Source organism: Actinomadura barringtoniae (genome assembly GCF_017573505.1).
GTDB lineage: Bacteria > Actinomycetota > Actinomycetes > Streptosporangiales > Streptosporangiaceae > Spirillospora > Spirillospora barringtoniae.
Genome location: NZ_JAGEOJ010000026.1, coordinates 117,446 through 132,018 on the forward strand (window position 1 = coordinate 117,446; position 14,573 = coordinate 132,018).

A 14,573-nucleotide genomic window follows, 5' to 3' on the forward strand; every position below is an offset into this window, starting at 1 on the left:
GGTGCGATGACCATCGCCATCGTGGGAGCCGGGCTCGGCGGGCTGGCCCTGGCTCGGGTGCTGCATGTGAACGGGATCGACTCCGTGGTGTTCGAGCGTGAGTCGTCGCGGGACGCGCGGGGGCAGGGCGGCATGCTCGACCTGGACTCCAGGACCGGGCAGCGGGCGTTGAGGGAGGCCGGCCTGATCGAGGAGTTCTACGCGATCGCCCGTGGTCAGGGGCAGGACATGCGCCTGCTCAAGCCGGACGGCACGCTGCTACTCCAAGAGGACACGCCCGACGACGCGCCGATGCTGCGGCCCGAGGTCGACCGTGGCGATCTGCGCGACATGTTGCTGGACTCGATTCCTGAGCGGACGGTGCGCTGGGGATACGCGTTCAAGTCCGCCGAGGGCGGCGTGCTGCACTTCGCCGATGGGAGGAGTGAGCGATGTGAGCTGCTCGTCGGCGCCGACGGCGCGGAGTCGAAGGTCCGCCCGCTGCTCACCGACGCCCGGCCGAGGCACATCGGCCAGAACGTCGTGGAACTCGGGATTCCCGACATCGATCGGACCTATCCCGAGCTCGCGGCGATGGTCGGGCGCGGCAACTACTGGGTGCCCGGCGACCGGCAGGCCCTGTCGGCGCAGCGGAACGGCGACGGTCGCGTTCGTGTGTATCTGAGCTTCTACAAGACCGGCGAGGACTGGTTCGAGAAGAGCGAGATCCCGTTCGACGACCCGGCCCGGGCCAAGGCGCGGCTGATCGAGCTGTACGCAGGCTGGGACCCACGGATCACCGCACTGATCGCGGCCTGCGACGACACGGTCGTGCCACGCTCGCTGACCACGCTGCCGGTCGGGGTGACCTGGCCGTCGACGCCGGGCGTCACGCTGCTCGGCGACGCCGCGCACCTGATGCCGCCGGTGGGGCACGGCGCCAACATGGCGCTGCTCGACGGCGCCCTGCTCGGCCTCGCGCTGGCCGCGCAGCCGGACGACTTTCCGGCCGCCGTCAAGGAGTACGAACGCGAGATGTTCGAGCGGACCGGCAAGATCGGGCGGCTGTCCGCAGAGATGCAGGAAATGCTGGAGTCGCCGGACGCCGCCGAGAAGCTGCTCGAGTTCTTCCAGCCCGCCTGAACGCGACGCTCATGAGACCCGGAACCAGACTCGGGTGGCGTTGCCTTCGGACTCGACGTTCCACTCGTCGCTGAGCATCTCGACCAGGAACATGCCGCGGCCGGTCTCGTCCAGCGGATCGGCCAGCTTCACGATCGGGAGTCCCTGCGTGCCGTCGTCGACGACGGTGATCTGAACGGTGCTCCCGTCCTCAGCGACGATGACCGTGAAGTGGCCGCCCTCGCCCGAACGGGTGTGCCGTACGGCGTTGGTCGCGATCTCGTTCGTGCAGATCAGCGCCGAGTCCAGCGCCGGATGCTCGGAGCCGAGCATGTCCTCCACGAATCTGCGCGCGTACTCCAGCGACCGGGCCGTGCCCGGCAGCGTCAGCGTGGCGAGCACCGTCAGAGCTCCCATCCTGATCTCCCTTCGCTCGATGACGCCGCAAGCTTGGTCGCGCACTGTGACCGCTACAAGACAGTTCGCGAAAGGGGGTGGTGAGCGCCGCGCAGATCTGCCCCTTTTTGCTTTCCGTAGCAGAACGCATACGCTCCGATCACAATGAGTCGCGTGGGCAACATCGCACCGACGATCCGGCTACGCAGGCTTGGACTGGCGCTGAAGAACGCGCGCGAGTCGGCCGGTCTCACCCTGTACGAGGCGGCCGACCTGCTGAAACGCCACCCCACCTCGATCGCCCGCATCGAGAAGGGCCTGCACCACGCCCGCGTCCGCGACGTGGAATACATGCTGAACAAGTACGGCGTGACCGACGCCGCCATCCACGAGCGCCTCTACGACTGGAGCCGCAACGGCCGCAAGAAGGGCTGGTGGCAAGAGTTCCGCAAGGACCTCTCCCCCGAGACCATGGACCTCATCGGCCTGGAGTACGACTCCGACTCGATCGACTTCTGTGAGCTTGTGGTCGTGCCCGGCCTGTTTCAGAACGAGGACTACGCACGCGCACTGATCGCGCAAGGCCCTTACTCGGGGGACGAGGAAAGCGTGGAGAGGCTGATCGCCGTGCGCATGCAGCGGAAAGAGATCATCACCCGGCCAAACCCGCCCCGTCTTCGGGCGATCATCGATGAAGCCGCACTCCACCGCCTAGTAGGTGGTCGCCGGGTCATGCGCGCCCAGCTTCAGCACCTGTTGGATCTCTCGTCGCTGCCGAACGTGATGCTGCAGGTGCTGCCGTTTGCTTGTGGCGCCCATCAGTGCGTGACCGGGGCGTTCATCATCATTGAGATCGGTGGACCTGGCAGCTTGCGCGTGGTGACGGTGGACTCGCTGACACAGATGTCCTATCTCGAAGGTGAAGATGTACTGCGGACGTACAGCAACGCCTTCAAAGGAATGCACGCCAAGGCTCACAGTGAGGCCGATACTCGGACGTTCATCGAAGGGTTACTGTCGCAGACATGACCAGATGGAATGTCTCCAAGGCCTCCTGGCGAAAGAGCAGCTACAGCGGGGACCACGGAGGGGCGTGCATCGAAGTCGCTCCGGCGTGGCGCACGAGCAGCCATAGCGGCGAGCACGGCGGGGCTTGTGTAGAGGTCGCGCGACCGTGGCGGAAGAGCAGTCGCAGCGCTGAGCAAGGCGGTACCTGTGTCGAGGTTACTGAGGGCCTCCCAGGTGTGGCTGTGCGAGATTCGAAGGATCCGGACGGGCCGATTCTTCGGATCTCGCCACAGGGGTGGTCAGGGTTGCTGGCGGCCATCAAGGCGCACTAGCTGTTGCATCCCCGGATTTCCGTAGCTTGACCTGGACCGCGCTCTAGATCGTAGCTTCGGCGGCGTGACCAGCATTGATCAGCGGCCGCTCGGCTCGCCCTTCTCCGCCACCAGCACTGCCCAGGACGTCACCGCGGGCCTGGACCTGTCCGCCACGAGCGCCGTGGTGACCGGGGGCTACTCGGGGCTCGGCCTGGAAACCACCTGTGCCCTCGCGGCCGCCGGAGCCCGTGTCATCGTTCCGGCGCGCCGGCCTGACATGGCGCGGTCCGCACTCGCGAACGTGAAGGGCTGCGAGGTCATCCCCATGGACCTGACCGACCTCGCCAGCGTGCGGGCCGCCGCCGCGCACATCCGCGACTCCCTGACCAGGCTCGATCTGCTCATGGCCGTCGCCGGAGTCATGGCCACTCCCGAACGGCGCGTGGGACCCGGCTGGGAGGGCCAGCTCGCCGCCAACCACTTCGGGCACTTCGCCCTCGCCTGCGAGCTCTACCCGCTCCTGGCCGCCGCCGACGGTGCACGCGTCGTGGTCAACAGCTCCGCCGGCCACACCCTGACCGACATCCGCTGGCACGACCCGCACTTCCGTACCGGCTACGACAAGTGGCTCGCCTACGGCCAGGCCAAAACCGCCAACGCCCTCTTCGCCGTACACCTCGACTCGCTCGGGCACGGCGACGGCGTCCGCGCCTTCTCACTTCATCCGGGCAAGATCATCACCGGGCTGCAGCGGGAAATGGCGCTTGAAGAACAGATCGACCGCGGGTGGGTGGACGAGCACGGCAACGTGATCGCCACCGACTTCAAGACCCCCTCCCAGGGCGCCGCCACCGGCCTGTGGGCCGCCACCTCCCCTCTCCTGAACGACCTCGGCGGCCTCTACCTGGAGGACTGCGACGTCGCCGCCATCTCCGGCCCCGAAGCGCCCATGGACGACGGCGGCGTCCGCGCCTACGCCATCGACCCCGACGCGGCCGCGCGGCTGTGGGACCTGTCCATCGCCGCGACCGGCACCGCCCCGATCACCCGATGACGCACCATTCGACCCTCCTACAACTAGCGGGCGCGATCGCGCCAGTGAATACTGGTACGCATGACGACGATCTTCACGCGGCGGGACGCTCTGCGGATGGCGGTCGGCGGGGCCGGGGCACTGGTGGCCGGGGCCGGTCTGGCGGGGCGGGCCTCGGCTGCGGATACGACGATGCGGCAGGTCGGACTGCCGTTCCTGTGGCCGGACAAGGGCCTCTATGGGCTCGCGGCCACGGCTGCTGACAGCGTTTGGATCGCGGGCGTTCAAGGTGAGCTGACCGTTCCGGGACCGATCCCCGGCACGGGCAAGACGGTCGGCGGCAACCCGGTGGTCCGGCGCTGGACGGGCTCGGCGTGGAAGGAATACCCGATCAACGGCTGGAGCAACAACGGCCCGATGCTGTCAGTGGCGGCCCTCTCATCGTCCGAGGTGTGGGTCACCGGGTATCGGCGGGTGTCGGACACCGAGTCACAGCCGTTCATCGCGCGCTTCAGCGGCACGGCCTTCGAGGCTGTGGCCGCGCCGCAGGGTGTGGTCGTCTCGTTCCGGCAGCTGCCGCGCGTGAAGGCGATGCCGGGTGGGCTCTTCCTAGAAGCGTGGGTGGACGCCGGGCGCCTGTTCCGGCGGAACGGTGACTCGTGGGCGGCCTACCCGACGACCGGGCTGCAGGCCATCGACGTCTACTACGCGCGTACGGCCGATGACGTGTGGCTGATCGGTGAGGGCGACACCTCTGGGGTGCCGTTGGCTCGGCGGTGGAACGGGACTGCTTGGCAGAGCGTTCCGCTTCCAGCGTTGGACAGCGCCAACGCCTACGTCTCCGACATCGTTGCGCCGTCGGCCAACGACGCGTGGATCGCGGGAACGAGTGAGCCTGCGGGTGGTGGGACGCCGTTCCTGTGGCATTGGAACGGGAGCGCCTGGAGCAGGACCAACCCCGGCCCGGACGGATTCCATCGGGACGCGCAGGGCACCTTCTGGGGAACGCAGCACACGACCGGCACTCCGAACGTGGTGTCCATCCACAAGTACGACGGCACGAGCTGGCAGCCGACCGGCAACACCATGACGGCGCCGGGCGTCTACAGCGTGGGCAGCCTGACGATGGTGCCGACCACCCGGGCGTTCTGGGGGCTCGGTTCCGGCTCGGACCTGAAGGTCTTCACTACGCAGTAACCGATACACCGTCGCGCCCGGGTGGTGGAGAGGCACCTCAGTGGTGCGCGGACATGATCGCCACCAGCGTGAAGAAGATGATCAGGCCGACGACGATCTCGCCGAAGCCGGGGTAGCCGTCCTCCTCCCAGTTGCGCCGCAGGTCCGCACTGCGCTGCCGCTTGTGCAGTTCGCTGCTGTAGTCGTCGTTGGTCTTTCGCACCCAGTCGAGGTGGCGGTCGAGGCTGCTGCTCATGTTCCTGTCGTTCCTTCCTGTCGTCTTGCTCGATGCACGACGACCGGCTGGATGAACCGGTCAATGAACAAGTGGCGTCCGCGGCCGGGATATCCCCCATCTCGCCCGAAGAATTTTGAGAAGTTACGGGGCGGGTCAGCCGGGCTCATACGCCAGCCTCAAGGGCATGCTCATGTTGGCCGTGACGGTGAAGGCACAGGTGGTCTGCCCCGACTTGCACGGTGCCTGGCCGCCCCAGGAAGGAACCCTGCTGTTGCCCGGCAGCCTCACCTCGATGGTCCCGCCGTGAGGGACGGTGTAGAGGCACTGGGCGTTCAGACCTTGACACCGCGGCCTGGCCGTACCGGCCACAGTGACGTCGATGCCGTACGAAGCGACCGTCGGGTCGGACGCACCGTCAATGCGGACCTCGACGGTGTGGTCAGCGGGCCGCTCGGCCGGCACGTACGGCCCACCACCGGGAGAACCGTCCGAGTCACTCCCGGACCCGCCACCGCCAGACCCGTCCGAGTCACTCCCGGACCCGCCGCCATCAGACCCGTCCGAGCCGTTCCCGGACCCGCCGCCACCTGACCCGTCCGGCCCACTCCCGGCCCTGCCGCCAGAGCCGCTGCGGTTCGTGCCGTCGGGCAACCTGCCTCCGCCGTCGCCCCGACCGGCTGGTCCGCTTCGATCGCTGCCGTCGCCCTCACTCGAATCGGCTCCGCCCGTGGCGCCGCGCCCTGAGCCCGCGTCGGCGTGACCGGGGCGCCTGCCCCCGGTTCCTGGGCGGGTGGGTTTGACCCGGCCGGGGGCCTTGCTCACGGTGGACGGCTTGGGCGATGCCGGCTCCGCGGCCAGCACGCCGAGGCCCGTCTGCCGGAACGCCCCTCCAACCGCCAGTACGGCCGTCAGCAACCCGCCCACGAGCACGACGGCCGCCACCGGGCCCCACTCCCAGCCGTTCCGGCCTGGACCGGAAGGCGAACGCCGCGTGGACGGCGGCCGAGCCGCGGGCGCGCGCCTGCTGGAGCGCCGCCGTGTGGGAGGAGCCGGCGACCGGGCGGTCACCGCCGGGCCCGTTACCGCCTCCGTGTTGGACACCAGCCTGACCCGACCCATCACATTCCGATGGAGTCCGGCCAAGAACAGCGGCGGCACCAAGGCGAGGATCCACCAGAACCCGTTCTCCTTGCACCAATGACCGCATTTGGCGCAATCGCTGATGTGTTGGACCACTTTCCACCGCAACGTCGCCGGCATGACGCTCATACGGGAAGCGGCCTTGCGGAAGCTCGCGACAGCTTTGACGCCGCGGATGTCGGCGCAGCCGTTCCCGCTCAGGACCAAGACGGTGGCGCCGAACGCCTCCTTCAGGTACTGCCGGTGGTCGTAGAGCCGCCGGGATGCGATCTGCCTGGACACGCCCAGCGCCTGCGCCAGCTCACTGACCTCCATACCCTGCCGGACGACGAGATCGTAGAGGCGCTGTTCCCCCTCGGGCAGGGTCGGCACCAGCGCCTCGAGCAGTCGCAGCAACTCTTGCTCACGGATCGCGAATCCGTGGTCGGATTCGGCACGGTCGCTGCGTGCGCGGGTCCTCTCACGATCTTCCACGGCGTCCGCTGACGGGAGTTCCATCCGGCGCGGTGCGGCTCTGTAGCGCCGGATCACCTGACGGTGGGCGATCTCCCGCAGGTAGTTCACGGCCGCCCGAGGATCCCTGAGCCTGTAAAGCGCGGTGTAGGCCTCCACCCACGTGTCCGCGGCCGCCTCCTCCGCGGCGCCGCCATCGGGTGCCAGCCCGATCGCGCACCGGCGCAGCACCATCGGCCCATACCGTGCGACGAGCGGCTCGAACGCCCGCTCTCTTTCCCGTCCAGGCGCGGCCGCCTGAAACCGTAGGATCAGTTCCCGGTCCAGCCGCCACTGCTCATCACGCGACCGCTTCTCGCTCATGCCCCCGCCCACCCCCCGGCCCGCCCGTGCTCGCACTGTGGCACGACACGCATACGCGGGGACACTGGACGATCGGTTACGGCCTCGCTACCTTCCGCACCCGCCGCCCTCGGCGCCTTCGGCCATGGCCGGTTTGCCCTTTCCAACAGATCCACTGCCGTCCTCCTCTGATACCGGCCCCACGCCGGCTCTCTAGGACAGGTGCGGATCTGAACGCGATCATCCCCCTTGCGGGAGGCACGAATTCAGGAGGATTGCTCTCGGATCCGGCTCGGACCTTAAGGTCTTCGCGACACGCTGACCAACCGCTCCTGGCGGGCGTATCGACCACCTTAAATGGCCTTTAGGGCTGGTGCTTTACGGTCCGGCGCGGCCTTGTCGCCTCCATTCGGGCGTGTCACGATCACGCAGATTCTTAGGAAGCTTTCCTAAGAGCTCCCATCCAGGGAAGGTGTGATCCGATGCGACGGATCGTGGTCCTGCTGGCGGCGCTCCCCCTCGTCGCCGCCGGCCTCGGCGTCCTGAACATTGCCTCGGCGAACGCGGCGGCGTGCGCGGCCGCCTGGAACTCCTCGTCGGTCTACACCGGCGGCATGGTCGCCTCGTACAACGGGCACAACTGGTCGGCGAAGTGGTGGACGCAGAACGAGACGCCCGGCAACGCCGACGTGTGGGCCGACCAAGGGACCTGCGGCGGCGGTGGGCCGACGGACCCGCCTCCTAACTCCGGCGGCTTCGTTGTGAGCGAGGCGCAGTTCAACCAGATGTTCCCGAGCAGGAATTCGTTCTACAGCTACAGCGGGCTGACCTCGGCGATGAGCGCGTTCCCCGCGTTCGCCAAGACCGGGAGTGACACCGTCCAGAAGCAGGAGGCGGCCGCCTTCCTCGCCAACGTCAACCACGAGACCGGCGGGCTGGTCTACATCGTCGAGCAGAACACCTCGAACTACCCGCACTACTGCGACTACAGCCAGCCCTACGGGTGCCCTGCCGGGCAGGCGGCCTACTACGGGCGCGGTCCCATCCAGCTCAGCTGGAACTTCAATTACAAGGCCGCGGGCGACGCCCTGGGCATCAACCTGCTGAACGACCCGTGGCAGGTGGAGCGGGACTCGGCCGTCGCCTGGAAGACCGGCCTCTGGTACTGGATGACGCAGAACGGTCCCGGCACCATGACCGCCCACAACGCGATGGTCAACGGCCGCGGCTTCGGCGAGACCATCCGCAGCATCAACGGCTCGCTGGAGTGCAACGGCGGCAACCCCGGTCAGGTGCAGAGCAGAGTGGACGCCTACCAGCGGTTCACGCAGATCCTGGGTGTGGACCCGGGCGGCAACCTGTACTGCTGACCGTCTGCTGACGATCGTCAGGCGTCGGATACCCTGACCGCCGTGATCTTGAGGCTGCGCGGGTTCCCGGCACGCGAGGGAATCGGGGCGTGGTGGAGCGCGCCGGTCAGGGCCACGACGTGGCTGGCCACCGCGCAGGTCGCGGCGGGCGGTGCGGTGGCGCTCGCCGGCCTGGCCGCCGTCGCGATGCCGATCGCGGTCGGTATCGAGCTCGCGCGGTCGGTCGTCGCCCCGGTGCTGGCGTTGGTCGTCATCCTCGCGGTGGTACGCGTCTGCACCGCGTTGCAGCGCTCCCGGATCACCGCCCTCACCGACGTCGATCCCGCCGGGGACCGTCCCGGACCGGCCTGGTGGCGCTACCCCCTCACCGCCGGGGCCTGGCGTCAGGTCGCCTACCATTTCGTGGCCGGGCCGGTCGGGCTCGCCATGGCGGCGCTGGTCGGCGCGGCCTGGAGCGGCGGGCTGCTGCTCGCCACCGCGCCCGCCCACGCGTGGACGCTGCCGTCGCACGGGCGGCTCGGGTCGCTCGCCTGGAGTCCGCACGCGCCCCTCGCCATCGTCGCGATGACCGTCGCGGGGTTGCTGCTCCTCCTGCTCAGCCCCGCGCTGGCCACCGCCCTGGCGCGCGCGGACCTGGCGATCGCGCGCACGTTCCTGGGGCCGACCCGGCGCGAGGAGCGCGCCAGGCTGACCCGGCGGATGTCCAGGCTGGCCGAGAGCCGGGCCGCGACCGTCGAGGCGGCCGACGCCGAACGCCGCCGGATCGAACGCGACCTGCACGACGGCGCCCAGCAGCGGCTGGTGTCGCTGGCGATGAATCTGGGCATCGCCCGCGCGATGCTGAAGGATCTGCCCGAGCCCGCCCTTGAGGTCATCGCCCGTTCCCACGAGGACGCCAAGCTGGCGATGACCGAGCTGCGCGACTTCGTGCGCGGCCTGCACCCCGCCGTGCTGGACGAGCTCGGGCTCGACGCGGCGCTGTCCGGGCTCGCGGCACGCACCCCGATTCCCGTGGACGTCCGGGTCGACCTACCGGAACGGCCCAGTGCCGCGCTGGAGTCGGTGGCCTACTTCGTCGTCTCCGAGGCGCTCACCAACGTGGTCAAGCACGCCGACGCGTCCCACGCAGAGGTGGTCCTCACGCGCCTGAACGGCCAGATCGTGCTGACGGTCGTCGACGACGGCCGCGGCGGCGCGAGCACGGCGGGCGGCAGCGGCCTGGCCGGGCTGTCCCGCCGGGTCGCCTCGGTCGACGGCACCCTGTCCCTGTCCAGCCCGACCGGCGGCCCGACCCGCCTGACTGTGAAGCTGCCATGCGCATTGTGATCGCCGAAGACTCGTTCCTGCTGCGCGAAGGCCTGGTCCGGCTGCTGGAGCTCGGCGGCATGACCGTCGACGCGGCGGTGGGCGACGCCGACGCGCTGCTGGAGGCGGTCGAACGACACGATCCCGACCTGGTGGTCGTGGACGTGCGGATGCCACCCACGCACACCGACGAGGGACTACGCGCAGCCCTGAAACTGCGAAAAGGCGGGCCACGGCCGAGCGTGCTGGTGCTGTCGCAGTACGTCGAGGAACGGCACGCCACCGAGCTGCTGCGAGGCGACACCAAGGGCTTCGGATACCTGCTGAAGGACCGGGTCGCGGACATGGAGGACTTCCTGGCCACCGTGCGCCGGGTCGCCGAGGGCAGGACCGCGATCGACCCGGAGGTCGTCTCGCAGTTGCTGAGCCGCAGCGACGGCCCGCTCGACCGGCTGACACCGCGCGAGTACGAGGTGCTGGAACTGATGGCGGAGGGACGGTCCAACGGCGGGATCGCCGAGAAGCTGGTGGTGAGCGAGAGCGCGGTCGCCAAGCACGTCGCGGGGATCTTCGCCAAGTTCGACCTGCCCGGCACGGCGCAGGAGCATCGCCGGGTGCTCGCCGTGCTGAAGTTCCTCAGCGGTGCCTGAGCGGGTGAAGGTGCTGCGGCTGCTCTGGATCACGGTGGGGGCGGCCGCCACCGTCGCGCTGCTGGGCGCGGGGATCGTCGGCGGGCGGATCTGGTCGGGCCGCGCGGACGCGCCCTCCCAGCCGGCCGTCCGCTACTCGCGCATCCACGCCGTGACCAAGGTCATCGTGGAGATCAACAGCGGCTACGTGCAGGTCAGGGTGGGCGGCACCGGGCGGGTCGACTTCGAGCGGCGGCCCCGCGACGGGCAGATCCTCGACCTGAAGGAGGTCTGGGAGGGCGACCGCCTCCGGCTCACCGGCGCCTGCCGCGACGGGAACGGCAAGCGCGTCACGCGCTGCCAGGCCGGGTACGTCCTCCAGGTCCCGGCGGCCACCGAGATCGAGGCGCGCACCGACTCGGGCGACCTCACCGTGGCCGGGCTCACCGGCGCGGTGTCCATGACGTCCGGCAGCGGCGACCTCGAACTGCGGAACGTCGGCGGGCCCGTTCGGCTGACGACCAACTCGGGCGGGGTGACGGCCGCCGCCCTGCGCTCGTCCAACCTGGAGGCGCAGACCAACACCGGCGACGTCATGGTGGCGTTCGCCGCGCCGCCGGAGCTGGCGGCCGTGACCACCAACACCGGCGACATCGAGCTGACCGTTCCCCCGGGCCGGTACCGGACCAGCGCCGACACCATCTCCGGCCGGCGAGAGGTCACCGTCCCGGGGAGCGCCGCCTCCTCACCCGCCCTCCAGGCCCGCAGCAACAGCGGTGACGTGCGGCTGCGGGCCGGCTGACCGAGTCGAGGGATCACTCGCCGCGCGGGGCGGGCCCGCCGACGAGAAGGCGGGTCGCGATCACCGAGGTGCAGAGGGCGGTCACCGCGCACACGGCCGTGACCGCGAGGATCGACGTCCACGGGACGGTCATCTGGAAGCCGCCCACCAGCTTGGTCAACGCCGCCCGCTGACCGGCCACGACGCTGATCGCCGCCACGCCCGCGAGGACGGCACCGGCGACCGTCGCCACCACGGTCTCGGCGGCCACGAAGGCGAGCGTCTTACGCCGGGTGGCACCGGCCAGGGTGAGGGCCGACAGCTCACGGCGGCGGTCCGGAGCCGCCATCACCAGGGTGTTGGCGATCGCGATCAGGGCGAACGCCAGCGCGATCCCGAACACGTTCCCGGTGGCCAGCCTGGTCTTGCGCTGCTGGTCGGCCTGCTCGGCGTCCAGGAGGGACGACCTGGTGGACAGCTTCACAGGCCGGTCGTGCACGGCCGAACGCAGCGCCGCGGCCACGGCGGAGGTGTCGCCGCCCGGTGCGACCTTGACCTCGATCTGGGTCGGGCGGGCCCCACCGGCGCGGGCGGCGGGAACGTAGCCGATCTCGCCGGTGACCGTGGTGCGGGACTCGGCGGCCACGCGCAGCGGCGCGGACGTGCCGTCCGGTAGCCAGGCCTTTACCCGGTCGCCTGTACGGATTCCGAACTCGCCGGCGGTGTCGTGGTCCAGCACCAGGAAGTCGTCGCCGAGCCGTTCCAAGGACCCGTCCACAACAGAGGGCTGCCGCGTCGCGGTCAGCGCCCGCGGATCGACGGCGAACGCCGACAGCGTGCCCAGATAGCGGTCGCCGTCCCCGCTCAGCCGGACCTCGGCGGGGGTGTAGACCGCGACCGTGGCGCCTGGGATGGCTCGCACCCTGTCGATGACGGCCGGGCCGATCTCGCCGTCGCCCTGGGCCGACAGGATGTAGTCGGCCCTGCTCTCGGCGCGCAGCCCGGCCACGTTCGCCGCGTTCGCCGCGTCCTGGGCCGTGAACAGCGCCGCGCCGAGGCCGACGGCCAGCACCACCGGAGTGGCGACCGCGGCGGTGCGGCGTCCGGCGAACAGCGCGCCCTCGCGGACCACCATGGCGCCCGCGCCCAGCCTGCCCAGCGGCCAGGTCAGCGCGGTCACGACGGGACGGACCAGCAGCGGTGTCAGCAGCGCGCAGCCGCCCACCAGCAGGACCGGAACGAACAGGTAGTTCTGCATGCTCAGCGCGATGACCTGGTCGGAATTGATGGCGCCGGCGCTCTTCTGAACACCCAGCACGAGCAGCACCCCACCGAGCACCAGCCGTACCGGCGTGGCCGCCCGGCGCCTGCCGGTGGCCTCGCGCAGCGCTTCCGCCGGGCGGACGCGGCCGGCCCTCCAGGACACCACGGCCGTGCCGATCATCGCCGACAGCAGCCCCAGGCAGAACGAGATCACCAGCGGGGCGGGGCGGGCGTCGACGGCGAGCCAGGACGGCGCGACACCGTGGTCCACCATCCAGGCGCGCAGCACCCCGGTCAGCGGGATGCCGGCGGCGCACCCGACCGCCGAGGCCAGCACGGCCAGCAGGAAGGCCTCGGCGAGCACCATGCGGCGGACCTGCCCCGGCGTCGCGCCCACCGTCCGCAGCAGGGCCACCTCCCGGCGCCGCTGGTCGACCACGAAGGCGAAGGTCGCGATGACCACGAAGACGACGACGAAGACGACGAGCATCATCGACGTTCCGGCCATGCCCTCGGCGTCGCGGAGCTGGTCGCGGCCGCCGTTCTGGTCGTGCTCGGCCTTCAGCCGGTCCGCACCCGTGAGCACCCGCGCGCCGGTCCCCTGAACCGCCGCGCGCACCGACTCGACCGTGCCGTAGGCGACGACGGCGCCGACCTCGGGCGACAGCCGCGCCGCCTCCTGGTCGGCGAAGAACACGGCGTTCTCGAACCACACCGGAGCGGTGACCCCCACGACCCGGTAGTCACCGAAGCCGGTGGCGGTGGCGACCCGGACGGTCCGGCCGACCAGCGAAGGGTCGCCGCCACCGACGACGATCTCGCGGGCCGACGCGGGCGCATGCCCGTTCACCAGCCGATACGGGGTGAACGCTGCGGTGCCCCAAGGGTGGCCCACCTGCTCGTCCGGGCCCCCGGGAAGCTGTGCGGAGAACGTCCTGTCCTGCACCGTCCGGCCGGTGCCGGACAGGGCCTGGACGACCCGTGCGGGCAGCGGCTTCGGCGCGACCATCGGAAACTCGCGCGGGTCGCCGTCGTCGTCCTTGAGCTTCAGCGTCACCGGCGCGGTCACCACCGCCGGGGCCTGCGCGTACCGCTGCGGGCCGTGGAACTCGGTGGAGCTCACCGCGCCCAGGGTGAGGGCCATCATCGCGATGATGGAGGTGCCCAGGGCCAGCGCCAGGAACGCCCCGGCGTAACTCGCCGCGCGGCTGCGCAGGGTGGCCAGCGCGATCCGGATCACTGCTGCTCCTCAAGCTTGGTGATGCGCGCCGCGACCAGCTCAGGGGTCGGAGCCTCCAGGCTCCCGGCGATCCGGCCGTCGGCGAGGAACAGCACCTCGTCGGCGAACGACGCCGCGACGGGATCGTGGGTGACCATCACGATCGTCTGGCGCTGCTGGTCCACCAGTTCCCGGAGCAGATCCATGACCTGCCGGGAGGAACGAGAGTCCAGCGCGCCGGTGGGCTCGTCGGCGAACAGCACCTGAGGCCGCGTCACCAGCGCCCGGGCGATCGCCACCCGCTGCTGCTGACCGCCCGACATCTCACCGGGCCGGTGCCGCCGCCGGTCCGCCAAACCCAGCCGGTCGAGCGCGGCGTCCACGTCCCGGCGCTTCGGACGCCTGCCCGCGAGCATGAGCGGCAGCGCGACGTTCTGCCGGGCCGTCAGCGACGGCACGAGGTTGAACGCCTGGAAAACGAAGCCGATGCGGTCGCGGCGCAGTTTGGTCAGCGCACTCTCGCTCAGCTTGTTGAGGAAGGTTCCGGCCAGCTCCACTTCTCCCGAGTCGACGCGGTCGATTCCGGCCGCGCATTGGAGAAGAGTGGACTTTCCCGATCCCGAGGGCCCCATGACGGCGGTGAACCGCCCGCCCGGGAACCTCACCGAGACGTCGTCCAATGCCGCCACCTTGTTGTCGCGGCGGCCGTAGGTCTTGCCGACCCGGCTGACCGTGACCATAGCTTCGTTGTCCATGGCCTTGAAGCTAAAGGTCAGAGCCCTACTGGAACCATGACGTGGAGACC

The 14,573-nt window shown here is 70.1% G+C and carries 14 protein-coding genes; 9 read left to right on the plus strand and 5 right to left on the minus strand.

All coding sequences use genetic code 11. The features are described 5' to 3' along the window. Positions 1-6 precede the first annotated feature (6 nt). A complete protein-coding gene (locus J4573_RS45720) occupies positions 7-1,122 on the plus strand; it encodes an FAD-dependent oxidoreductase (protein WP_208262662.1) in 1,116 nt (371 codons plus the stop codon). Positions 1,123-1,131: 9 nt separating this feature from the next. Here J4573_RS45720 and J4573_RS45725 read toward each other — a convergent pair whose 3' ends face one another. Next, on the minus strand, positions 1,132-1,518 hold the full coding sequence (locus J4573_RS45725) for an ATP-binding protein (RefSeq protein WP_208262663.1): 387 nt from the start codon (positions 1,516-1,518) through the stop codon (positions 1,132-1,134). A gap of 153 nt (positions 1,519-1,671) precedes the next feature. Here J4573_RS45725 and J4573_RS45730 point away from each other — a divergent pair, with 153 nt between their 5' ends. The 4 genes from J4573_RS45730 to J4573_RS45745 all read left to right on the plus strand — a co-directional run bounded on the left by J4573_RS45730 (position 1,672) and on the right by J4573_RS45745 (position 5,049). Further along, on the plus strand, positions 1,672-2,526 hold the full coding sequence (locus tag J4573_RS45730) for a helix-turn-helix domain-containing protein (RefSeq protein ID WP_208262664.1): 855 nt from the start codon (positions 1,672-1,674) through the stop codon (positions 2,524-2,526). Next, complete coding sequence (locus tag J4573_RS45735) at positions 2,523-2,837, plus strand: DUF397 domain-containing protein (protein WP_208262665.1); 315 nt, start codon at positions 2,523-2,525, stop codon at positions 2,835-2,837. Before J4573_RS45730 ends, J4573_RS45735 begins: the two co-directional genes overlap by 4 nt. A 64-nt stretch (positions 2,838-2,901) precedes the next feature. Next, positions 2,902-3,873 carry an SDR family NAD(P)-dependent oxidoreductase gene (locus J4573_RS45740; RefSeq protein ID WP_208262666.1) on the plus strand — a complete coding sequence of 324 codons (972 nt, stop codon included), beginning with the start codon at positions 2,902-2,904 and terminating at the stop codon, positions 3,871-3,873. A gap of 60 nt (positions 3,874-3,933) precedes the next feature. Continuing rightward, positions 3,934-5,049 (plus strand): hypothetical protein, encoded by a 1,116-nt coding sequence (locus J4573_RS45745; RefSeq protein WP_208262667.1) that lies wholly within the window; start codon positions 3,934-3,936, stop codon positions 5,047-5,049. Positions 5,050-5,086: 37 nt separating this feature from the next. On the opposite strand, the gene J4573_RS45750 is transcribed toward J4573_RS45745, so the two are convergent. Then, on the minus strand, positions 5,087-5,284 hold the full coding sequence (locus J4573_RS45750; protein WP_208262668.1) for a hypothetical protein: 198 nt from the start codon (positions 5,282-5,284) through the stop codon (positions 5,087-5,089). Between the two features lie 135 nt (positions 5,285-5,419). Continuing rightward, the gene (locus J4573_RS45755) at positions 5,420-7,222 is read right to left on the minus strand and encodes a sigma-70 family RNA polymerase sigma factor (RefSeq protein WP_208262669.1); all 1,803 of its coding nucleotides are present in this window, start codon (positions 7,220-7,222) and stop codon (positions 5,420-5,422) included. Positions 7,223-7,683: 461 nt separating this feature from the next. Here J4573_RS45755 and J4573_RS45760 point away from each other — a divergent pair, with 461 nt between their 5' ends. The 4 genes from J4573_RS45760 to J4573_RS45775 are packed head-to-tail and all read left to right on the plus strand — an operon-like array spanning position 7,684 to position 11,307. After that, the gene (locus J4573_RS45760) at positions 7,684-8,571 is read left to right on the plus strand and encodes a glycoside hydrolase family 19 protein (protein ID WP_208262670.1); all 888 of its coding nucleotides are present in this window, start codon (positions 7,684-7,686) and stop codon (positions 8,569-8,571) included. A gap of 42 nt (positions 8,572-8,613) precedes the next feature. Continuing rightward, positions 8,614-9,897 (plus strand): sensor histidine kinase, encoded by a 1,284-nt coding sequence (locus tag J4573_RS45765; protein ID WP_307797450.1) that lies wholly within the window; start codon positions 8,614-8,616, stop codon positions 9,895-9,897. Then, entirely contained in the window at positions 9,885-10,526 is a 642-nt protein-coding gene (locus tag J4573_RS45770) for a response regulator (RefSeq protein WP_208262671.1), read from the plus strand. The genes J4573_RS45765 and J4573_RS45770 overlap by 13 nt, the downstream gene beginning before the upstream one ends. Continuing rightward, a complete protein-coding gene (locus tag J4573_RS45775; protein WP_208262672.1) occupies positions 10,519-11,307 on the plus strand; it encodes a DUF4097 family beta strand repeat-containing protein in 789 nt (262 codons plus the stop codon). Before J4573_RS45770 ends, J4573_RS45775 begins: the two co-directional genes overlap by 8 nt. Before the next feature lie 13 nt (positions 11,308-11,320). Here the strand turns inward: J4573_RS45775 and J4573_RS54885 are convergent, their stop codons facing one another. After that, positions 11,321-13,789, minus strand: a complete 2,469-nt coding sequence (locus tag J4573_RS54885; RefSeq protein ID WP_208262673.1) for an ABC transporter permease — start codon at positions 13,787-13,789, stop codon at positions 11,321-11,323. Next, positions 13,786-14,523 (minus strand): ABC transporter ATP-binding protein, encoded by a 738-nt coding sequence (locus J4573_RS45785; RefSeq protein WP_208262674.1) that lies wholly within the window; start codon positions 14,521-14,523, stop codon positions 13,786-13,788. The genes J4573_RS54885 and J4573_RS45785 overlap by 4 nt, the downstream gene beginning before the upstream one ends. Between the last annotated feature and the right edge of the window lie 50 nt (positions 14,524-14,573).